This window comes from Paracoccus sp. JM45, from assembly GCF_003590715.1.
GTDB lineage: Bacteria > Pseudomonadota > Alphaproteobacteria > Rhodobacterales > Rhodobacteraceae > Paracoccus.
Map to the genome: position 1 here is coordinate 331620 of NZ_QQVY01000003.1, position 20232 is coordinate 351851.

At 61.4% G+C, this 20232-nt stretch carries 20 protein-coding genes; 12 read left to right on the top strand and 8 right to left on the bottom strand.

The window, feature by feature from the left end; all coding sequences use genetic code 11:
* Positions 1-9 precede the first annotated feature (9 nt).
* The 5 genes from DWB67_RS07250 to tldD form a co-directional block, all read right to left on the bottom strand.
* Positions 10-636: a 3-oxoacid CoA-transferase subunit B gene (locus DWB67_RS07250; protein ID WP_119806846.1), complete on the bottom strand. Its 627-nt coding sequence runs from the start codon at positions 634-636 to the stop codon at positions 10-12.
* Complete coding sequence (locus DWB67_RS07255) at positions 636-1340, bottom strand: CoA transferase subunit A (RefSeq protein ID WP_119806847.1); 705 nt, start codon at positions 1338-1340, stop codon at positions 636-638. The genes DWB67_RS07250 and DWB67_RS07255 overlap by 1 nt, the downstream gene beginning before the upstream one ends.
* 184 nt (positions 1341-1524) lie before the next feature.
* On the bottom strand, positions 1525-4212 hold the full coding sequence (gene topA / locus DWB67_RS07260) for a type I DNA topoisomerase (RefSeq protein WP_119806848.1): 2688 nt from the start codon (positions 4210-4212) through the stop codon (positions 1525-1527).
* Positions 4213-4305: 93 nt separating this feature from the next.
* Positions 4306-5433, bottom strand: coding sequence for a DNA-processing protein DprA (dprA, locus tag DWB67_RS07265; protein WP_119806849.1), 1128 nt, complete (start codon positions 5431-5433; stop codon positions 4306-4308).
* Between the two features lie 62 nt (positions 5434-5495).
* Positions 5496-6920 (bottom strand): metalloprotease TldD, encoded by a 1425-nt coding sequence (tldD, locus tag DWB67_RS07270; protein WP_119806850.1) that lies wholly within the window; start codon positions 6918-6920, stop codon positions 5496-5498.
* 217 nt (positions 6921-7137) lie between these two features.
* Between tldD and coxB the strand changes: the two genes are divergently transcribed.
* From coxB to DWB67_RS07320, 10 genes are all read left to right on the top strand, one after another.
* Positions 7138-8019 (top strand): cytochrome c oxidase subunit II, encoded by an 882-nt coding sequence (gene coxB, locus DWB67_RS07275; RefSeq protein WP_255418584.1) that lies wholly within the window; start codon positions 7138-7140, stop codon positions 8017-8019.
* Positions 8020-8098: 79 nt separating this feature from the next.
* The gene (gene cyoE / locus DWB67_RS07280; RefSeq protein WP_119806852.1) at positions 8099-9016 is read left to right on the top strand and encodes a heme o synthase; all 918 of its coding nucleotides are present in this window, start codon (positions 8099-8101) and stop codon (positions 9014-9016) included.
* Positions 9016-9222 (top strand): hypothetical protein, encoded by a 207-nt coding sequence (locus tag DWB67_RS07285; RefSeq protein WP_119806853.1) that lies wholly within the window; start codon positions 9016-9018, stop codon positions 9220-9222. Before cyoE ends, DWB67_RS07285 begins: the two co-directional genes overlap by 1 nt.
* The gene (locus DWB67_RS07290; RefSeq protein ID WP_119806854.1) at positions 9219-9791 is read left to right on the top strand and encodes a cytochrome c oxidase assembly protein; all 573 of its coding nucleotides are present in this window, start codon (positions 9219-9221) and stop codon (positions 9789-9791) included. The genes DWB67_RS07285 and DWB67_RS07290 overlap by 4 nt, the downstream gene beginning before the upstream one ends.
* Positions 9792-9823: 32 nt before the next feature.
* Entirely contained in the window at positions 9824-10651 is an 828-nt protein-coding gene (locus tag DWB67_RS07295) for a cytochrome c oxidase subunit 3 (protein ID WP_119806855.1), read from the top strand.
* Positions 10652-10732: 81 nt separating this feature from the next.
* On the top strand, positions 10733-11404 hold the full coding sequence (locus DWB67_RS07300) for an SURF1 family protein (protein WP_119806927.1): 672 nt from the start codon (positions 10733-10735) through the stop codon (positions 11402-11404).
* Positions 11405-11414: 10 nt separating this feature from the next.
* Positions 11415-12791, top strand: a complete 1377-nt coding sequence (gene thrC, locus DWB67_RS07305; protein ID WP_119806856.1) for a threonine synthase — start codon at positions 11415-11417, stop codon at positions 12789-12791.
* On the top strand, positions 12788-14062 hold the full coding sequence (locus tag DWB67_RS07310; protein ID WP_255418585.1) for a pitrilysin family protein: 1275 nt from the start codon (positions 12788-12790) through the stop codon (positions 14060-14062). The genes thrC and DWB67_RS07310 overlap by 4 nt, the downstream gene beginning before the upstream one ends.
* Complete coding sequence (locus tag DWB67_RS07315; RefSeq protein WP_119806857.1) at positions 14062-14643, top strand: GNAT family N-acetyltransferase; 582 nt, start codon at positions 14062-14064, stop codon at positions 14641-14643. The genes DWB67_RS07310 and DWB67_RS07315 overlap by 1 nt, the downstream gene beginning before the upstream one ends.
* Before the next feature lie 11 nt (positions 14644-14654).
* Positions 14655-16052, top strand: coding sequence for an FAD-binding oxidoreductase (locus DWB67_RS07320; protein ID WP_119806858.1), 1398 nt, complete (start codon positions 14655-14657; stop codon positions 16050-16052).
* On the opposite strand, the gene DWB67_RS07325 is transcribed toward DWB67_RS07320, so the two are convergent.
* Positions 16049-16582, bottom strand: coding sequence for an adenine phosphoribosyltransferase (locus DWB67_RS07325; RefSeq protein ID WP_119806859.1), 534 nt, complete (start codon positions 16580-16582; stop codon positions 16049-16051). The two genes, DWB67_RS07320 and DWB67_RS07325, sit on opposite strands and share 4 nt — an antisense overlap.
* Complete coding sequence (locus DWB67_RS07330) at positions 16579-17181, bottom strand: flavin reductase family protein (RefSeq protein ID WP_119806860.1); 603 nt, start codon at positions 17179-17181, stop codon at positions 16579-16581. Before DWB67_RS07330 ends, DWB67_RS07325 begins: the two co-directional genes overlap by 4 nt.
* Before the next feature lie 111 nt (positions 17182-17292).
* Between DWB67_RS07330 and DWB67_RS07335 the strand changes: the two genes are divergently transcribed.
* Positions 17293-17886, top strand: a complete 594-nt coding sequence (locus tag DWB67_RS07335) for a GNAT family N-acetyltransferase (RefSeq protein ID WP_119806861.1) — start codon at positions 17293-17295, stop codon at positions 17884-17886.
* Positions 17846-18622 carry an EcsC family protein gene (locus tag DWB67_RS07340; RefSeq protein ID WP_119806862.1) on the top strand — a complete coding sequence of 259 codons (777 nt, stop codon included), beginning with the start codon at positions 17846-17848 and terminating at the stop codon, positions 18620-18622. Before DWB67_RS07335 ends, DWB67_RS07340 begins: the two co-directional genes overlap by 41 nt.
* On the opposite strand, the gene DWB67_RS07345 is transcribed toward DWB67_RS07340, so the two are convergent.
* Entirely contained in the window at positions 18607-20151 is a 1545-nt protein-coding gene (locus tag DWB67_RS07345) for an ATP-dependent RecD-like DNA helicase (RefSeq protein ID WP_119806863.1), read from the bottom strand. The genes DWB67_RS07340 and DWB67_RS07345 overlap by 16 nt on opposite strands.
* Positions 20152-20232: the final 81 nt, after the last annotated feature.

A 20232-nucleotide genomic window follows, 5' to 3' on the forward strand; every position in this document is an offset into this window, starting at 1 on the left:
GTCAGCGGCTTAAGTGACGATGGTCGCCTGCGTCGCGTTGCGCAATTCATCCTCGGAGATGCCATCGGCCAGCTCGACGATCTTCAGACCGCCATCGACCACATCCAGAACACCAAGATTGGTGATGATGCGGTCAACGACACCTTTGCCGGTCAGGGGCAGCGTGCATTCGCGCAAGATCTTGGAATCGCCCGCCTTATTGGTGTGATCCATGACCACGATCACGCGGCCCACGCCCGCGACCAGATCCATCGCGCCGCCCATGCCCTTGATCAGCTTGCCGGGGATCATCCAGTTGGCAAGATCACCGTTTTCGGCAACCTCCATCGCGCCAAGGATGGCGGCGGCGATCTTGCCCCCGCGGATCATCGCAAAACTGGTCGCACTGTCGAAATAGGCAGTGCGGTCCAGTTCGGTGATGGTCTGTTTGCCGGCGTTGATCAGATCGGGATCTTCTTCCCCTTCGAACGGGAAAGGGCCCATGCCCAGCATGCCGTTTTCCGACTGCAGGGTGATGTCCTTGTCACCAACATAATTGGCCACCAGAGTCGGAATGCCGATGCCAAGGTTTACATACATGCCGTCTTCAAGTTCGGCTGCCGCGCGGGCGGCCATCTGGTTGCGATCCCAAGGCATTACGCGGACTCCTTCTTACGGGTCGTGCGCTGTTCGATGCGCTTTTCATGGGTGCCTTGGATGATCCGATGCACATAGATTCCGGGCAGATGGATCTGATCGGGATCGATGCTGCCGCGTGGAACGATCTCCTCGACCTCGACGACGCAGATCTTGCCGCACATCGCTGCGGGCGGGTTGAAATTGCGTGCTGTCTTGCGGAACACCAGATTGCCGGTGTCATCGGCTTTCCATGCTTTGACGATGGCCAGATCGGCGACGATGCTACGTTCCAGAATATGGGTCTGGCCGTCGAAATCCTTATGTTCTTTCCCTTCGGCAATCAGGGTGCCGACGCCGGTGCGGGTGTAAAAGCCCGCAATGCCGCTGCCGCCAGCCCGCATCCGTTCGGCCAATGTGCCTTGAGGGTTGAACTCCAGCTCCAGCTCTTTCGACAGATACTGGCGCATGAATTCCGCGTTTTCCCCGACGTAGGAGCTGATCATCTTTTTGATCTGGCGCGTTTGCAGCAAAATCCCCAGACCGAAATCATCAATGCCGCAATTGTTGCTGGCAATGGTCAGATCCTTGGTGCCCGCATCGCGGATCGCGTCGATCAGCAGCTCTGGTATGCCGCAAAGGCCAAAGCCCCCTGCCGCGATGAACATCCCGTCGTGCAGAACACCCTCCAGTGCTTCTGCAGCCGTTTTGTAAACCTTGTTCATCGGGCCTCCTTCCCTTGCGTTACCATCGTTATCAAAGTTGTCGCCTGCAGTCGGCGCTGTGTCAATCGCGGCCACATCATGTGAACGCCCCGACGATCAGGTCGGGGCGTTCACCGGTAAAAGTGTTCAGCACAAAGTCATCCTGTCCGGGATGTCTGACCGGACAAGGATGGCGGATGTCACCCTATTCCTCGGGGGTGTCATCTGCCTTTTTCGCGGCCGTTTTTTTGGCTGCGGGTTTCTTTGCCGCTGGCTTCTTGGCGGCTGGCTTTTTCGCAGGTGCCTTTTTCTTTGCCGCGGGTGCTTTCGCAGCCTTGGCGGCAATTAGTTCCAGCGCCTGTTCAACGCTCAGGTCTTCGGGCGCGACATCGCGGGGCAGGGTGGCATTGATCTTGGCCCATTTAACATAGGGGCCATAACGCCCGCTCATGACCTGAATGGGGCCGCCATCGGGGTGGTCGCCCAGTTCCTTCAATGGCGCTGCTGCTGCACCGCGTCCACGGGTCTGCTTGGCGGCCAGAACCTCGACCGCGCGGTTCATGCCGATGGTGAAAACTTCCTCAACGTCGGGAAGATTGGCATATTTCGAACCGTGTTTGACAAAGGGGCCAAAGCGGCCAAGGCTAGCCTCGATCAGCACGCCATCTTCGGGATGCGGGCCGACGGGACGGGGCAGGGACAGCAGCTGGACCGCCTGTTCCAGATCCAGCTTGGCCGCATCCCAGCCCTTGGGGATAGAGGAACGGGGTGGTTTCGGCACCTCTTCGGTCGCCTCGCCGCGCTGGACATAGGGACCGAAACGGCCAACCTTCAGGCTGATCTTGTCACCGGCATCTTCGCCCAGATCACGATCACCGACGGGTTCTTCCCCGTCAGGGGCCGAAAGTGGGCGGGTATAACGGCATTCGGGGTAATTGGTGCAGCCGATGAAAGCCCCGCCGGAACGCGCGGTTTTCAGGTTCAGCCGGCCTTCGTTGCACAGCGGGCAGACACGCGGATCACCGCCATCCGCGCGTGGCGGATACAGATGCGGTGCCAGCGCCTCGTCGATGGCATCCAGCACTTCGGTGATGCGCAGTTCGCTGGTGCCTTCCAGCGCCTTTGAAAAATCCTTCCAGAAGCGGCTGAGGACTTCGCGCCACAGGCGGTCGCCCGCGCTGATTTCATCCAGCTCGTTTTCAAGGTTTGCGGTAAAGTCGTGGCTGACATAGCGCGGGAAATACTTGATCAGGAAGGTCGTGACCAAGCGGCCTTTGTCTTCGGGAATCAGGCGGTTCTTGTCTTTGCGGACATAGTCGCGGTCCTGAATCGTCGTGACGATGCTGGCATAGGTCGACGGACGCCCGATGCCCAACTCCTCCATCCGCTTGACCAAGGTGGCTTCGGTAAAGCGCGGGGGCGGTTGGGTGAAATGCTGGCGCGATGCGGTGGATGCCGCGTCGTTTATCAGCAGGCCGGGAGCCGCGCGCTGGCCGTTGGGCGCGTCGGGCAGCGGGTCGGTTTTTTCCTTGGCCTTGGCAAATTCCGTGTCGAATCCACCGGCGACCAACGTCGCCGCCTCACCTTCGGTAATGGCGGGCAGGCGGGCGCTGTCCTCGCTGTCGTCATCGTCACGGCCTTGGTCATAGACCCGCAGGAAGCCGTCGAACATCATCACCTGACCGGTGGCGCGCAGGCCGACCTGATTGTCTGGGCTTGCGATCTCGACAGTCGTGCGCTCCATCCGGGCGGCTTCCATCTGGCTGGCGATGGTGCGCTTCCAGATCAGATCATAGAGCTTGCGTTGATCGTCGGCGGCCAGACGCGCCTTTTCCGGCGACATCATCATGTCGGTGGGGCGGATACATTCGTGGGCTTCCTGCGCGTTCTTGGCCTTGTTTTTATACATGCGCGGGCTTTTCGGCAGGTAGTTTTCGCCGAATTTGGCCTTGATCGCATCACGGGCGGCCATCACCGCCTCGGGGGCCATGTCGATGCCGTCGGTCCGCATATAGGTGATCAGACCGGCTTCGTACAAACGCTGCGCGGCGGACATGCAGGCCTTGGCACCCATGCCCATCTTGCGGCTGGCTTCCTGCTGCAGGGTCGAGGTCATGAAGGGCGGCCACGGGTTCCGCGTTGCGGGTTTGGCGGCCACGCTGCTGACCTTCAGATCGCGGCTGGACACGGCGCTGACAGCCATGGCGGCCTGTTCGGCGGTGGCCAGATCAAAGCGGTCCAGCTTGGAGCCTGCCAGCGTGGTCAGGGTCGCGTCATATTCGTCACCGCCGGGGGTGGCCAGTCGGGCGTGGACGGACCAGTATTCGCGGGCCTTGAAGGCCTCGATCTCCATTTCCCGATCGACGATCAGGCGCAGGCAGACCGATTGCACCCGACCCGCCGATTTGGCACCGGGCAGCTTGCGCCACAGCACCGGCGACAGCTTGAAGCCGACCAGATAGTCCAGCGCACGGCGTGCCAGATAGGCGTCGACCAGCGGCTGGTCGATCTGGCGCGGTTTGGCCATCGCCTCGGTCACGGCGGTCTTGGTGATGGCGTTGAAGGTGACGCGGCTGACTTCGCTGGTCTTCTTCAGCGAGGTTTGCAACGCCTCCAGCAGGTGCCAGCTGATCGCCTCGCCCTCACGATCAGGGTCGGTGGCAAGGATCAGGTTGGGATCTTCCTTCAGCGCATCCTTGATGGCCTTCAGATGCTTTTTACTGTCCGAGGCGACTTCCCATTTCATCTCGAATTCATTGTCGGTATCGACGCTGCCGTCCTTGGGCGGAAGGTCGCGGACATGTCCGAAACTGGCCAGAACACGATAGTTCCCACCAAGATATTTTTCGATAGTCTTGGCCTTGGCCGGGGATTCGACGACGACAACGGGCATGAGAACCTCGGACAACTGCAATGGGGTCGCAACATGGGTCCATGCCGACCTGCTGTCAACGGGGGCTGCATGTCGGGGGGACCGTGAAAGGCATCATATCAGGGCCAGACGCCCCCCTGCCAGACGGGTTACCAACCCTTGAAGTTCCAGCGATAACAAGGCCGCACTGACCGCCGATGCCGTCATGCCCAAATCGCGGATCAGGTCGTTTTCTTCCGTAGGCGAAGGGGTCAGCTGGGACAGGATGCGGTGTTCCAGCTGCATTGGCGACTGAGGAATGGCGGCGGGAACCGGTGTCGGGGCAAGCTGCATCTGACGCGGTCGGGGGGCATGGGTCACGAATTCGCGTTTGGGGGCGTGATCAAGCGCCTCGGCTACATCGGCGGCGTTGCGGACCAGTGTCGCACCGTCGCGGATCAGCGCGTTACAGCCCGATGCGCGGGCATCCATGGGGTGGCCGGGGACGGCCATCACCTCGCGCCCCTGATCCAGCGCGTTCTTGGCCGTGATCAGCGTGCCAGACCGCTGCGCGGCCTCGATCACGACGACGGCGCGGGACAGGCCCGATACGATGCGGTTGCGGGTCGGGAAATGGCGTGCGGTCGGTTCTGTTCCGGGTGGCTGTTCGGACACCAGCACACCGCTTTCGGCAATCTGCGCGGCAAGTCCGGCATTTTCGGCAGGATAGATGACATCGACCCCACCGGCCATTACGGCAATGGTGCCCGTGGGCAAGGCCGCCGTATGCGCGGTGGCGTCGATCCCCCGCGCCAACCCAGCGGCCACCACCAATCCCTGCTCGCCCAAGCCTGCCGCCATGCCCCGCGCCATCCGCAACCCCAGCGACGAGGCATTTCTTGCACCGATCACCGCCACAACATTCCCCGACAGCATATCCAGATTGCCCCGCGCCCACAGGATGGCGGGTGCGCCGTCGATGTCATGCAGGGCAGGGGGGTAAAGCGGTGAATCATAGCGGATCAGCCTAGCCCCCGCACGGCGGCCTGCGGCCAGTTCGGCGGCGGCCACACCCTCGGGGCAGATCTGATAGCCGGTGACGCCAGATTGTGCGGCGATATCGGGCAGGGCGTCCAATGCCGCCCGTGCCGATCCGTGTTCAAGCACCAGCCGGTGGAAGGTTGCGGGGCCGACCCGGCGGGACCGGATCAGCCGTAAAACCGACAGATCATCATCGACATATGTTGTCAGCCCGCTTTCCATCACGCCCCCGCCCGTCTTTGGGGCAGGATTACCGCGCAAATGGTTAACAAGCCGTTAGCAGGTCACCCCGCCGCCGAGCCGCCGACCGTCAGCCCGCCGATCATCAGCGTCGGCTGGCCCACGCCCACCGGCACCCATTGACCCTGTTTGCCGCAATTGCCCATTCCGGGATCAAGCGCCATATCGTTGCCAATGCCGCGGATGTGCTGCAATGCCGTCGCGCCGTCTCCGATCAGGGTGGCCCCGCGAATCGGGTCGCCCACAACACCGTTTTTGACGCGATAGGCTTCGGTGCAGGAAAAGACGAATTTGCCATTGGTGATATCCACCTGACCGCCGCCGAAGCCGACGGCATAGATGCCATCGTCCAGATCGGCCAGAATATCGGCGGGATCGGTGTCGCCGCCCGGCATATAGGTATTGGTCATCCGCGGCATCGGCACATGGGCATAGCTTTCGCGACGCCCGTTGCCGGTCGGTTCGACCCCCATCAGGCGGGCGTTCTGGCGGTCCTGCATATAGCCGACAAGGATGCCATCCTCGATCAGCACGTTGCGGGCAGGGGGGGTGCCTTCATCGTCGATGTTCAGGCTGCCGCGGCGGTCGGGGATGGTGCCGTCATCGACAACGGTCACGCCGGGGGCTGCGACGCGCTGGCCCATCAGACCGGCAAAGGCGCTGGCCTTCTTTCGGTTGAAATCACCTTCCAGCCCGTGGCCGACGGCCTCGTGCAGCAGGATGCCGGGCCAGCCCGGCCCCAGCACCACATCCATCACACCGGCAGGGGCGGGAACGGACCGAAGATTGACCAGCGCAATGCGCAAAGCTTCCTGCACCTGTGCCTGCCAATGCGCGGGTTCCATCAGGGCATCCAGCGCATAGCGACCGCCGCCGCCTGCATGGCCGCTTTCACGACGGTCGTTGTTTTCCACAATCACTGCGACATTCAGCCGCGTCATGGGGCGGATGTCGGTGGCAAGCCCGCCTTCCGGGCGCAGGATCGCGACCTCCTGGATGCTGCTTCCCATGGAAACGGTCACCTGCACCACACGCGGGTCCAGCTGGCGGGCATAGGCGTCGATCTGGCGCAACAGATCGATCCGGCGCGCGATCGAGATGTCCTGCGCGGGATCAATCGCCGGATAGAGGTTCACGGGCCGCATCGCGGGGGCTGTTGCCATTACGCCACCCCCCTGACCCACGGCCAGACGTGCGGTTTCGGCTGCGCGCGTCAGTGCAGGCAGGGTAATTTCGCTGGAATGGGCATAGCCTGATACTTCGCCGCGCACGGCGCGCAGGCCAAAGCCCTGCGCGGCCATAAAGCTGGAATTACGCAACCGTCCATCATCGAAAACCAGCGTTTCCGACTGGCTGCGTTCAAGAAACAGCTCTCCGTCGTCGGCACCATGCACGGCCTGTTGCAGGACCTTCAGGGCGGTGTCGCGGTCAAGCTGTGCGGCGAAAGGGTCGAAGGACTGGCGGCTCATGCAGGGCTCCTTGCAAGGGCGGTGGAGGGGGCAAAGCCGGGCGTGGCAGCGGGTCGCGTTCCCTCTTTGGCCGGAAATGCTATAGGTATGTCTTGCCCGAACGGGCTATATATGGTCATAGAACGGTCACTGTGAAAGGAAAAGGGGCAGCCTGCCGGCAGCCTCGACGGCCATTCTGGCCGGGCCAACGCAACGGGATGGAATGATGGCAAAAGCGATGATTCGCCGTGCAGTCGCGGCAGCTACGGGGTTCGCATCGGCGGGCATGTTGGCCGGGACTGCGATGGCGCAGACTGCATTGGAAGATCTGCCGACGATCGGCAAACCCAAGTCAATGGGCATGGGCTTCCAGCCTGCGTCCACCGAACTGGCACGCGACCAGCAATGGCTGGATCATTTCGTGCTGGTGATCATCACCGTGGTGACGATCGTGGTCTGTGCATTGCTGCTGTATGTGATCTTGCGCTTCAATTCGCGGTCGAACCCTGTTCCCGCAAAATTCACGCATAACACGCCGCTGGAAATCGCATGGACGCTGGTTCCTGTGCTGATCCTTGTGGCCATCGGTGCGTTTTCCCTGCCCATCCTGTTCCGCAGTCAGGAAATGCCACAAGACCCCGATGTTGTGGTGAAGGTCACGGGGCACCAGTGGTACTGGTCCTATGAATATCCCGACAATGGCGTGTCCTTCGATGCCCTGATGCTGGAAAAACAGGATCTGGCCGAAGCCGGTTATGCCGAGGATGAATATTTGCTGGCCACCGACACCGCTGTTGTGATCCCCACGGGTCAGAACGTGCTGTTGCAGGTGACCTCGGGCGATGTGATCCATTCCTGGACCATTCCCGCATTTGCGGTAAAGCAGGACGCCGTTCCGGGCCGCATCGCGCAGGCCTGGTTCAACGTCGAACAGGAAGGCACCTATTTCGGTCAGTGCAGCGAACTTTGCGGCATCAACCACGCCTATATGCCGATCGTCGTGAAGGCCGTCAGCCCTGCGGTTTATGCCGAATGGGTTGCCGAACAGGGCGGCACGCTTGAGGAAGAGGCCCAGACCGCCTCGGCCGCAGCCACCGTTCAGGTCGCGACCGCCGACTAAGCCCTGAGGGGCGCATAAGCTGATCAGGCCGGCATGATGCCGGCCCGACCCGATTTTATAAAAACCGATTGCAGGTGCGATGGCCGATATCAACGCATATGAGCACACCCCCGAGGCACAGTTCGGCGATTACGTCGCGCTGCTGAAACCGCGGGTAATGTCGCTTGTCGTGTTCACCGCCTTCGTCGGCCTTTGGGTCGCCCCGGGGTCGGTGCATCCGTTCATCGGCTTTTGTTCGGTGCTGTTCATCGCGCTTGGCGGCGGTGCCTCGGGTGCGCTGAACATGTGGTATGACCGCGACATCGACGCGATCATGACCCGCACTCAAAGCCGCCCCATCCCCTCGGGGCGGGTCGAACCAAGCGAGGCGCTTGGCGTCGGCATCGTGCTGTCGGTGATTTCCGTGATGATGCTGGGGCTGGTGGCGAATTGGTTTGCCGCAGGCTTTCTGGCATTCACCATCTTTTTCTATGCTGTTGTCTATACGGTCTGGCTGAAACGCTGGACCCCGCAGAACATTGTAATCGGCGGTGCTGCCGGTGCCTTTCCGCCGATGATCGGCTGGGCCTGCGTGACGGGCGGTATCAGTATCGAATCACTGCTGATGTTTGCCTTGGTCTTCTTCTGGACGCCGCCGCATTTCTGGGCGCTGGCCCTGTTCATGAAGGAAGACTATCATAACGCGGGTGTGCCAATGCTGACGGTCACACATGGTCGCCGTTCGGCCCGTCGCCACATCTTTGCCTATACGCTGGTTCTGGCCCCCTTCGCGATCTGGCTGGGTCTGACCTCGGTCGGCGGGCCGCTGTATATGGCGGTCGCGGTGGTGCTGAACGCGATGTTTATTCATGGCGGTTGGAAGATTCTGAAGCGGCAGGAAGAACAGGCCATCGCGGATGGTTATTCCGTTGAAAAGCGGGTCTTCAAGCTGTCCCTGATTTATCTGTTTGTTCATTTCTTTGCTCTGCTTGTTCAGGGCTGGATGGGGGGCTGGTAATGGGAATCCAAGCCGAACACGAAATTCATGCCCGTCGTCGGTCTCGCAATGTCGGGCTGGGGCTGGTTCTGGTCTGCTTTGTCGCGCTGGTCTTTGCGCTGACTGTCGTCAAGGTCCGTCAGGGTGGTTTGATCGAAGGGTTTGACCACCAGCCACGCGTTTCGCTGACCCCGCTAGAGGATGCCCCGCAAGAGGTGACGCCATGAAGCGTCTTAGCCCCGAAGGCCGTACCGCTGCGATTCTGGTCGGCGTGGTTCTGACGATGGGCGGTCTGGCATGGGCAGCGGTACCGTTTTACAGCTGGTTCTGTCAGGTCACCGGCTTTGGCGGGACCACGCAGGTCGCCGAAAGCGCCTCGGACCATGTGCTGGATGAAACCGTGCGCGTGCGTTTCGATGCCAATATCGACAGTGATCTGGGCTGGACCTTCAAGCCGATGCAGACCCGCATGGACCTGAAGATCGGTGAAAACGGTCTGGCCTTCTATGAGGCAGTCAACAATACCGATAAACCTCTGACCGGCACGGCCAGCTATAACGTCGCGCCGGATGTGGCGGGGTATTATTTCATCAAGGTGCAGTGCTTCTGTTTCACCGAACAGACCCTGCAACCGGGTGAACGGGTTGAAATGCCTGTGAATTTTTACGTCGACCCCGAACTGGTCGAAGATCCAGACGCATATTACGTGCGTGACATCACGCTTTCGTATACGTTCCACCTGACCGAGCCGCGCTCGGCATCGCTTGACACGGCAGCTGCCGAAAATATCAACTAAGACCAACTCGAGGGAGCCGACGGGGATCCGATATGGCGCATGCTAAGAACCACGACTACCACATTCTTCCGGCCTCGGTCTGGCCTTTCATGGCAGCCGTGGCGGTTTTCGTCATGCTGTTTGGTGCCGTTGCGTGGATGACCGGTCAGGTCACCATTGCAGGGGCCGAAATCACCGGCCCGTGGATGTTCGCCATTGGCTTCATCGGCACCTGCTATGTCAGCTTTGGCTGGTGGGCGGATATGGTCCGCGAGGCGGAGTCAGGTGACCACACGCCGGTCGTCCGTATCGGTTTGCAATACGGCTTTCTGCTGTTCGTGATTTCCGAGGCGATGCTGTTCGTCACGCTGTTCTGGAACTTCATCAAGCACGCGCTTTATCCGATGGGTGAAAACAGCCCGATCACCGATGGCGTCTGGCCACCCGAAGGCATCGTCACCTTCGATGCGTGGCACCTGCCGTTCATCAACACGCTGATTCTGTTGCTGTCGGGCGTTGCCGTGACCTGGGCGCACCATGCGCTGGTCCATGAAGGCGACCGCAAGACCACCATCAGCGGTCTGATCGTCGCCGTGGTTCTGGGCTTGGTCTTCACCGGCCTGCAAGCCTATGAATATAGCCACGCAGCCTTCGGTCTTGCCGATACCTCTTATGCCTCGGCGTTCTATATCGCGACGGGCTTTCACGGGCTGCATGTCATCATCGGCACGATCTTCCTGTTCGTTTGCCTGATCCGCTTGATTCGTGGCCAAATGACCCAGAAGCAGCATCTGGGGTTCGAGGCTGCGGCCTGGTACTGGCACTTTGTCGACGTGATCTGGCTGGTGCTGTTCGCGGTCATCTATGTCTGGGGCAGTTAATTCCCCGAAGCTGACATCCTTGACGCGCGGAGGATTTCCTCCGCGCGTTTTTCGTTGCCCCTGACCCTGTCGGAACGTTCCATGCGCCGCTATCTTTTCCCTGCAATCCTTGGCATCGTCGGATGCGCCATCCTGATCTGGCTTGGCCTGTGGCAGCTGGATCGCATGGCATGGAAACACGGCATGCTGGACGATATCCGGCAGGGTATTCAGGACGATCCGGTGCCATTGCCCGATCAGATCGACCCGTCGATGAAATACCTGCCCGTGACCGTCACCGGCACCACCACGGGACAAGAGATCGACGTGCTGTCGCAGATGCGCGATCAGGGCGCAGGGTATCAGGTCGTGTCGCGCTTTGTGACCGATGACGGGCGGGCCATTCTGCTGGATCGTGGTTTTATTCCGCAAGAGGCGCGCCATCTGGACCGTAAGCCGACCCGTCTGCGCGTGACTGGTAATCTGCATTGGCCCGCCGATGTCAGCAGTTCGACCCCCGCGCCGAATCTGGATGAAAACATCTGGTTTTCGCGCAATGTGGACGCGATGGCGAAACATCTGGATACGCTGCCGGTTCTGGTCGTCGCCAGCTATGTTCAGGGCGATGCACAGGGTGTTATGCCGATGCCCGTCACCGTCGAGGGCATTCCCGACAATCACCTGTCCTATGCCATCCAATGGTTCATGATTGCAGCGACATGGGCGGTGATGACACTGGCGTTGATCTGGCGTATCAGACAGCGCAGCTATTGAAGGATTTCCGATGCGTTACGTCTCGACGCGGGGTCAGGCCCCGGTTCTGAGCTTTGAACAGGCTATGCTGTCGGGTTTGGCCCGTGACGGGGGATTGTATCTGCCGGAAAGCATTCCGACCTTCGAAGGTCTGGGGGAACTTGACGGCCTGTCCTATGAGGAGGTCGCGTTCCGCGTGGTGCGCCCCTTCACCGCCGGCAGCTTTACCGATGATGAATTGCGCGGCGCCATAGACCGTGCCTATGCCCGCATTGCCCATGCCGCACGTGCGCCGCTGGTGCAGCTGGCACCGGGGCATCACCTGCTGGAACTGTTCCACGGTCCCACGCTGGCGTTCAAAGATTTTGCCATGCAGCTGATCGCCCAGCTGTTCCGGATTGCGCTGAAGCGGTCGGGGCAGAAAATCACCATCGTCGGTGCCACCTCGGGGGATACCGGCAGTGCCGCGATCGAGGCGTTCAGCGGCATCGACAATGTCGATGTCTTCATCATGTATCCGCATGGCCGCGTCAGCGAGGTGCAGCGCCGCCAGATGACGACGCCTGCTGCCGAAAACATCCATGCGCTGGCTTTGACGGGGCATTTCGACGACTGTCAGGCGCGGCTGAAGGATCTGTTCAACGACCATGACTTCCGTGACAACGTGGGTCTGGCCGGTGTGAACAGCATCAACTGGGCGCGTGTTGTGGCGCAGATCGTCTATTACTTCACGGCCACCGCCAGCCTTGGCATGCGTCCGACCGATTTCTGTGTGCCGACCGGCAATTTCGGCGATATTTTCGCGGGCAGCGTCGCGCGATCCATGGGACTGCCGATCCGCCGCCTGATCGTCGCCACCAACCAGAACGACATCCTGCACCGCGCGCTGTCGCAGGGTGAATATCGGGTGGGGCAGGTCGAACCCTCGATCAGCCCGTCGATGGATATTCAGGTCAGCTCGAACTTCGAACGGGCCTTGTATCTGGCCTATGGTGGTGATGCGGGTGCGGTCAGCCAGCTGATGGATGAATTGAAAACCGGTGGTTTCAGCATCAGCCAGGGCGCGTTGCAGACCCTGCGCGACCAGTATCTGTCGGGCCGCGTGTCCGAGGAAGAGACGCTGGATACCATTCGCAGCATGCGTGACAGCACGGGCGAAATCCTGTGCCCGCACAGTGCTGTCGGTGTGGCCGTTGCCAACCGCCATCTTGAAGCCGGTGTCCCGATGGTGACGCTGGCCACCGCCCATCCCGCCAAGTTCCCCGATGCCGTCGAACGTGCCATCGGGGTCCGTCCGGGCCTGCCGCCGCATATGGCCGACCTGTTCGACCTGCCAGAGCGTGTGACCCGGGTTGAAAATGACGTCGAGGCGCTTAAATCGCTGATCCTCGACCGGAGAACCAATTGACCCAAGACCCGACACCAAGAATCACGACCCTTCCGAACGGCCTTTCCATCGTGACCCGCCAGATGCCCGGCCTGCATTCCGCAGCGCTTGGTATCTGGGTGGGGGCCGGTGGCCGGAACGAACGTCCCGAACAGAATGGCATCGCGCATTTTCTGGAACATATGGCGTTCAAAGGCACGGCCAAGCGCAGCGCCTTGCAGATCGCCGAGGCGATCGAGGATGTGGGCGGCTATATCAACGCCTATACCTCGCGCGATGTCACGGCCTATTATGTCCGTGTGCTGGAAGACGATGTCGATCTGGCCTTTGATGTCATCAGCGACATCGTATTGAACCCCGCCTTCGACCAGCGAGAGATCGAGGTCGAGCGTGGCGTCATTCTGCAGGAAATCGGGCAGTCGATGGACACGCCCGACGACATTATTTTCGACTGGCTGCAAGAGGCTGCCTATCCCGATCAGGCGATCGGCCGGACGATTCTTGGACCGGCTGAACGTGTCAGCAACTTTGGCCGCAACGATCTGGCAGGGTTTGTCGCGGAAAATTATGGCCCCGGGCAGATGGTGATCGCCGCCGCCGGTGCCGTGGATCACGACCGCATCGTGCGTCTGGCCGAAAAGGTCATGGGGCATATGAAACCCGTCCAGCAGGCCCCGCGCGAAGCCGCGCTGTGGCATGGCCGCGAAACCCGTCAGGTCAAGCAGCTGGAACAGGCGCATTTCGCACTGGCGCTGGAAGGTCCGGGCTATATGGCACCTGACTTCTATGCAGCGCAGATATTCTCCTCGGCTTTGGGCGGGGGGATGTCATCGCGGCTGTTCCAGAAAATCCGTGAAGAACGGGGCCTGTGCTATACTATCTTTGCACAATCGGGTTTCCACGATGATACCGGCATGCTGACCATCTATGCCGGAACCGGCGGCGATGATCTGGCCGATCTGACCAATCTGACCATCGATGAAATCAAACGTGCCGCCGAAGATATGTCCGAGGCCGAGATTGCCCGCGCCAAATCGCAGCTGCGTGCGGGTCTGCTGATGGGTCTGGAAAGCAGCTCGGCGCAGGCCGAACGCATGGCGCGGACGCTGGCGATCTGGGGTCGCGTTCCTGATCCGGCAGAAGTGGCCGATAAGATCGCCTCGGTCACGGCAGCCGATGTTCGGGCGCATGCCGAAAGCATGCTGACCAACGCAAGGCCCGCACTGGCGCTTTATGGTCCGGTGGATCATGCACCCTCGCTGGACGCGCTTAGCAAACGGCTGGCTGCGTGATGTTGGCGCGGCGCCGTCCGGTCCAGCTTGAGGCTGAACGGATTGTGCTGCGCCTGCCATCGCATTCCGATTACAACGCATGGGTGGCGTTGCGGTCGGAAAGCCGCGACTTTCTGGTGCCGTGGGAACCTGTCTGGTCCCCCGACCATCTGTCGCGCAAAAGCTTTACCAACCGCGTCTATTGGGCCGCGCGTGCCGCCAAGGCAGGCACGGCCTTTCCGCTGTTTCTGGCGCGACGGGATGGTGTCCTGCTGGGGGCGATTACCATGGACAACATCCGGCGCGGTCCCGCCCAATCGGCGACCATCGGCTATTGGATTGGCCAGTCCCACGCCCGCAACGGCTATATGCGCGAGGCGATCGGCATTCTGGTCCACCACGCATTTACCAATCTGGACCTGTCGCGGATCGAGGCCGCCTGCCTGCCGGAAAACGCCGCATCGCGCGGGGTGCTGGAAAAATCCGGCTTTAAATACGAAGGCGTCGCGCAAAGCTATCTGCAGATCAACGGGCGTTGGCGCAACCATGTGCTGTTTGCCAATCTGCGCGGCGACCGTCGCGGCAAGACCGATATCCGCTAAGGGGGAATACCATGCTGAACGCTGCCGATCAGGCCCTTGCCGCCAAACTGCCCGAAGGTGTGCTGCGCGATCCGTCCCCCCGTTATACCGAAGAACCACGCGGGCGTTTCCATGGGCAGGCGGGCCTGATTGCAGCCCCCCGTGATGTCGGGGAAACCGCTGCCATTATCCGCGCCTGCGCTGAGGCGCATGTGCCTGTGGTGCCACGTGGTGGCGGGACGGGTCTGGTCGGCGGACAGGTAAAGACGGACGGACCTGCGCCATTGGTTCTGTCGATGGAACGCATGACCGCCATCCGTGACGTCTTTCCTGAAGAGGGCGTGATGATTGCTGAATCCGGTGCCACCTTGCAGGCGGCGCGGGATGCGGCGGATGCGGTCGGGCGTCAGTTCCCGCTGTCGCTGGCATCCCAAGGCAGCGCCCAGATCGGTGGCGTGCTGTCGACCAATGCGGGCGGCGTCAATGTGCTGCGATACGGAAACGCCCGCGCCCTATGTCTGGGGATCGAGGCTGTGCTGCCCAATGGCGACATCATGCGCGACCTGAAGCGGCTGCGTAAGGACAACACTGGCTATGACATCCGCGACCTGCTGATCGGGGCCGAAGGGACGCTGGGGATTATCACCACCGCATCACTGGTGCTGGCACCCAAGCCCGCCGAGACCGGTGTGGCAATGATGGTGGTCGACAGCCCAGCCGCGGCTTTGTCGTTGCTGTCATTGGCGCAGGCGCGCATGTCCGGCGGCGTCACCGCGTTCGAGCTGATATCGGGGCAGGGGCTGCGGTTTCTGGATGCGGCATTTCCGGACATGCGCCAGCCCTTCAGCCCGCGCCCTGATTGGGTCGTCCTGACCGAGGTCGGCTTGCCCGCAGGCATGTCCGCAGATGGCGCCTTGGAAGCGCTATTCACTGCTGCGGTTCAGGCCGGTCTGGTATCGGATGGCGTCATTGCCCAATCGGGCCAGCAGGCCGCCGATCTATGGGCGCTGCGCGAACATATCCCCTTGGGCAACCGCCATATCGGCGCGATTGCCAGCCATGATATCAGCCTGCCCCTGACCGAGATTACGCATTTCATCATCGACGCCAGCGCCATGATCGCGGCGCAGGGCGATATACGTATCAATTGTTTCGGGCATCTGGGGGACGGGAATCTGCATTACAACCTGTTCCCCGCCGAAGGCCGCAGCCGTGAAGAATACGACAATATCCGCAAGGATATGTCGCGGCGCATCCATCAGATGGTGGTGGAACGGGGCGGGTCGTTTTCAGCCGAACATGGTGTTGGCCGCCTGAAAACGGCTGATCTGGAACGCTGGGGGGATCCGGTGCGCCTGCAGGCCATGCGCGCCATCAAGGCGGCGCTGGATCCTGCAGGGATCATGAATCCGGGGGCGGTTCTGGGTTAGTCGCCCTCGAATTCGCAAAGCGCGTGGACCGGCATGTCCAGCTTTTCCAGCAATGCACGACCGCCCAGATCGGGCAGGTCGATGACGAAAGCGCAGCCGATGACATCCGCGCCAAGGCGGCGGCACAGCTTGATTGCCGCCTCGGCGGTGCCGCCGGTGGCCAGCAGGTCATCGACGATCAGTACTTTTTCACCGAGCTTCAGCGCGTCATCATGCAGCTCCATGATGGCTTCGCCATATTCCAGCTGATACGCCTCGGAGATGACGGCACCGGGCAGTTTGCCCTTTTTACGGATCGGCACGAAGCCGGTCGACAGCTGGTGTGCCACTGCGCCGCCAAGGATAAAGCCGCGCGCCTCTAGCCCGACAACCTTGTCGATACGTGTTCCTGCATAGGCATGCAGGATCTGGTCGACAGCCATGCGGAAACCGCGGGCATCGGCAAACAGGGTGGTGACATCGCGGAAAATGATTCCTTCGTGCGGGAAATCATAGATGCTGCGGACATAGTCCTTGACGGTAGGCTTCATGCGGGGCGGTCCATTTCGAAAAGATCGTGCACGGCGGCGTAATCCTTATAGCCCAGACGTGCAATCCACCCGCCTGCCGCGCGGGGATCAAACCGGCCATCGACCACGCAATCGTCGCGCATATGCACGCCGGTCACGACACCGAAAACGGCAAAGTTGTTTTCGCCCGCCAATGGCACAATCTGCGTCATCCGGCATTCCAGATTGGCAGCAGCGTGCAGCGCCCGTGCACAATCGATGGTCGTGCAGTCAGCCGATTCGATACCGGCGGCGTCGAATTCGCTGGTTCCGGCGGGCAGGGGGGCGGAACTGGCGTTCACCGCATCACGCAGATCGCCGGTGGCGATGTTCACGCAGAACACGCCGGATTCGATAATCTGTGCCACGCTGTCCTTGGTGCCGGTGCGGTCGGATTTGGCACCTGTCGATGAAAACATCACTTGTGGCGGGGTATAGGCGACGGCGTTGAAGAACGAATAGGGTGCAAGATTGTCCCCTTGCGTCCCGCGGGTGGAAATCCAGCCGATGGGACGTGGCGCGATAATCGCGTTGAAAGGGTTATGTGGCAGGCCGTGTCCGGCTTCGGGGCGATAGAACATGTCGGCCTCCTATTGGGTTCGGGGCCTAACCTGCCATTGCTTTTCACCATTCGCAATGTTCCGCCTGACAAACTGCCGTGCTAAAGGGCCGCAAATGCAGCAGGAGTCGCCATGTACGAGATCTGCCCCGAGACCCCGGCCGACACCGCCGAGGTCGAGACCCTCTATGATCTGTGCTTTGCGCCGGGCCGGACCGCTTTGTCGTCCTATCGTTTGCGCGACGGGGTGCCGCGTGTGGGCGAATTATGCCTTGTTTTGCGCAGCGAAGGCGTGGTGACGGCGGCCATCCGGTTCTGGCCGGTGCGCGTCGCGGGCCAGCCGGTGCTGCTGTTGGGGCCGATTGCGGTGCATCCCACCGCGCAGGGCGAAGGTCTGGGTGGCCTTTTGATGCGCGACAGTCTGACCCGTGCCACGCGGCTGGGTTTTGACCGCGTTCTGCTGGTCGGGGATGCGCCTTATTATTCGCGATTCGGCTTCCAGCGGCTGGAGGGGGTGATCATGCCGCCACCCACCAACCCCGATCGGGTTCTGGGGCTGGAACTTCGCCCCGATGCATGGGTTGATATCACAGGCGAGGTCGAGCGGGAGCCTTCGGCACCTGCGACCACGCCCGTTTATGACCGCGACGATTGCGTCGTTGTCGAACCCCCGAAAGAAGCCGGATATGACATCGCAAACCCCTCAGGTTCTTCCTCCGATCTCTGACCCGTCTGTGCATGCCCAGATCGACCGTCTGGCGCAGCGATATCTGGCGACACAGGGCTTGGGAATGCAGATGATGGCCCGCCTTGGCAACGGGGCCGACGGGCTGTTGCAGCGTCTGCCGGGCTTTGTACGCAACCGTCTGGACGGGGCCACGAAGGCCGCGCTGATGCGGGCGTTTTCGGCGGCATCGGGCAGCCGTCGCATGCTGCGTGACCGTGGCGATCTGTTCAACCGCATCGTTTCGACCGCCAGCGGCGCGGCGGGGGGTGCTGCGGGTTTTGCCGGGGCCTTGGTCGAATTGCCTTTTACGGTGACGCTGCTGTTGCGGGCGATGCTGGATATTGCCGCCGAACACGGTCTGGACCCCGACAGTGAGGAGGTCCGGTTGGAGTGTTTGCGGATATTTGCAGCCGCAGGACCGATGCCCGCCGACGACCAGACCGATCTGGGCCTGCTGGCCGCGCGTTTGTCGGTCAGCGGTCAGACGGTGCAGGGGTTGATCAGCAAGGTCGCGCCGCGCCTGTCGATTTCTTTGGGCCAGAAAATGGCAGCGCAGGTCGCGCCGGTCTTTGGCGCGGTGATCGGCGGGTCGATTAACTTTATCTTTGCGCGGTACTATCAGGAATTATCCCGCGTGCATTTCGGCCTGATGCGGCTGTCGCATGAAACGGGCATTCCAACCGAAGCCCTGACCGAGGCGTTGCGTCTGTCGGTCAACCGTCAGGACAAATCCTGATCGTCCTGCACATCCAGTGACAAAGGCGCTGCTTTCGCGACCAGATCGTCGATGGATAACGGACCCGCCGGACGCGCCAGACGTGCCTTGGTGATCCAGAACAGCCGTTCCTGCGCGCGTGTGATGGCCACATAGGTCAGGCGCTTCCACAAGGGGACACCAGCCTCGGACCGGTTCGACCATGCAGCGGCGCTGATGTCGGGGCCAAAGACCTGCACCTGCGGCCACTGGCTGCCCTGTGCCTTATGCACCGTGACCGCCGCGCCGTGCAGGAAGGCAGACCCCATACGGGCGGCATAGGGGATGAAGGGTTCTTCGTGATCAGGCATCTCGATCTTGACGATGGATGCGGCGGAAAGACGCGGGTCTTCGGCCCCGATGACGTGCAGCCGCGAAAAGCCCGGTTTGCGGCCCGGTCCCAGATAGACGACCTGCGCGCCCTTGATCAGGCCGCGCGCCTCAAGGTCGATACGTTTTTTGCGGTGCTTCAGGGGCAGTTCCAGCCCGTCGCAGATCAGCGGTTCGCCCGGCATCAGTGCATCGCCGGGGGCACCAAAGGCGGTGCGGAAGGCATGGATCAACCGGATGCGCGTGGCATTGCGCCAGACCAGCACGGGGCTGCGCGCCATCAGGTCGCTTTCCACGCGTTCCGCCCAGACCACGCGGTCATCCTTACGGGCGGCAGAGCGGATCATGCTTTCGAAATCTTCGAAGTTCAGTTCGGGGTCGGCCAGTGCATGGGCCAAATCAAGGATCGGGCTGTCATCGGCCTGCCGGTGGATGCGGTTCAGATACAGGCGTTGCGGTGCGGCCAGCTTGTCAAAGACCATTTCCCCCGATTGACCGACGGGGGCCAACTGGGCCGGATCACCGAACAGGATCAGGATCGGAAAAATCTCGCGCAGATCCTCGAATTGTTTTTCGTCCAGCATCGAGGCTTCGTCGATCAGTCCGACATCCAGACCATCCTCGCGCCGTTTCCAGCCTTGGATGAAGTCGGACCCACGCAGCCCTGCGGTCGCCAAAGCCCCGGGGATGGATGTATGGACATCATAGAAGGCTTTGGCCTTATCCAGCGCGGTATCCGAAAGCTCCTCGATCACGGGGCGTTCACCGGTGCCGGTCAACCATTCGGCGATCTTTTCGTATTCAGGGTCATAGACCGGCGTATAGAGAATGCGGTGAATGGTCGTCGCCGGAACACCGCGCATCCGCAGCACAAATGCCGCCTTATTGGTAGGGGCCAGAATCGCTACGCTGCGGCGGTCCTTGCGTCGGCGGCCTTCGTAATCGGGGCTGATCAGTTCGACGCCGGATTCCAGCAGCGCCTTGGTGATCTGCGACAGCATCAGCGTCTTGCCGGACCCCGCCTTGCCGATCACGGCCATGACGCGGCCCTTACCCTGTTCGGGGGGGTGCACCTCCTCGGCGATGATGTCGATACCGGCGGCGCCAAAGGTTGCGGCCAACGCATCCCATGCGTCGGCCTGATCAGGCGAAAGGGTCGGGGCAGGTGCTGGGACGTTCATGCATCCCCATTATCCTGCCTTGCAGGAAAAGCGAAGCGCTGCCGCGATTTTCATGACGTCAGTCGCGGTCCCCTGTGACGG

Coding starts and splice junctions, on each gene's coding strand:
- DWB67_RS07250 (WP_119806846.1), bottom strand. CDS start 636: ATGCCTTGGGATCGCAACCAGATGGCCGCCCGCGCGGCAGCCGAACTT.
- DWB67_RS07255 (WP_119806847.1), bottom strand. CDS start 1,340: ATGAACAAGGTTTACAAAACGGCTGCAGAAGCACTGGAGGGTGTTCTG.
- topA (WP_119806848.1), bottom strand. CDS start 4,212: ATGCCCGTTGTCGTCGTCGAATCCCCGGCCAAGGCCAAGACTATCGAA.
- dprA (WP_119806849.1), bottom strand. CDS start 5,433: ATGGAAAGCGGGCTGACAACATATGTCGATGATGATCTGTCGGTTTTA.
- tldD (WP_119806850.1), bottom strand. CDS start 6,920: ATGAGCCGCCAGTCCTTCGACCCTTTCGCCGCACAGCTTGACCGCGAC.
- coxB (WP_255418584.1), top strand. CDS start 7,138: ATGATTCGCCGTGCAGTCGCGGCAGCTACGGGGTTCGCATCGGCGGGC.
- cyoE (WP_119806852.1), top strand. CDS start 8,099: ATGGCCGATATCAACGCATATGAGCACACCCCCGAGGCACAGTTCGGC.
- DWB67_RS07285 (WP_119806853.1), top strand. CDS start 9,016: ATGGGAATCCAAGCCGAACACGAAATTCATGCCCGTCGTCGGTCTCGC.
- DWB67_RS07290 (WP_119806854.1), top strand. CDS start 9,219: ATGAAGCGTCTTAGCCCCGAAGGCCGTACCGCTGCGATTCTGGTCGGC.
- DWB67_RS07295 (WP_119806855.1), top strand. CDS start 9,824: ATGGCGCATGCTAAGAACCACGACTACCACATTCTTCCGGCCTCGGTC.
- DWB67_RS07300 (WP_119806927.1), top strand. CDS start 10,733: ATGCGCCGCTATCTTTTCCCTGCAATCCTTGGCATCGTCGGATGCGCC.
- thrC (WP_119806856.1), top strand. CDS start 11,415: ATGCGTTACGTCTCGACGCGGGGTCAGGCCCCGGTTCTGAGCTTTGAA.
- DWB67_RS07315 (WP_119806857.1), top strand. CDS start 14,062: ATGTTGGCGCGGCGCCGTCCGGTCCAGCTTGAGGCTGAACGGATTGTG.
- DWB67_RS07320 (WP_119806858.1), top strand. CDS start 14,655: ATGCTGAACGCTGCCGATCAGGCCCTTGCCGCCAAACTGCCCGAAGGT.
- DWB67_RS07325 (WP_119806859.1), bottom strand. CDS start 16,582: ATGAAGCCTACCGTCAAGGACTATGTCCGCAGCATCTATGATTTCCCG.
- DWB67_RS07330 (WP_119806860.1), bottom strand. CDS start 17,181: ATGTTCTATCGCCCCGAAGCCGGACACGGCCTGCCACATAACCCTTTC.
- DWB67_RS07335 (WP_119806861.1), top strand. CDS start 17,293: ATGTACGAGATCTGCCCCGAGACCCCGGCCGACACCGCCGAGGTCGAG.
- DWB67_RS07340 (WP_119806862.1), top strand. CDS start 17,846: ATGACATCGCAAACCCCTCAGGTTCTTCCTCCGATCTCTGACCCGTCT.
- DWB67_RS07345 (WP_119806863.1), bottom strand. CDS start 20,151: ATGAACGTCCCAGCACCTGCCCCGACCCTTTCGCCTGATCAGGCCGAC.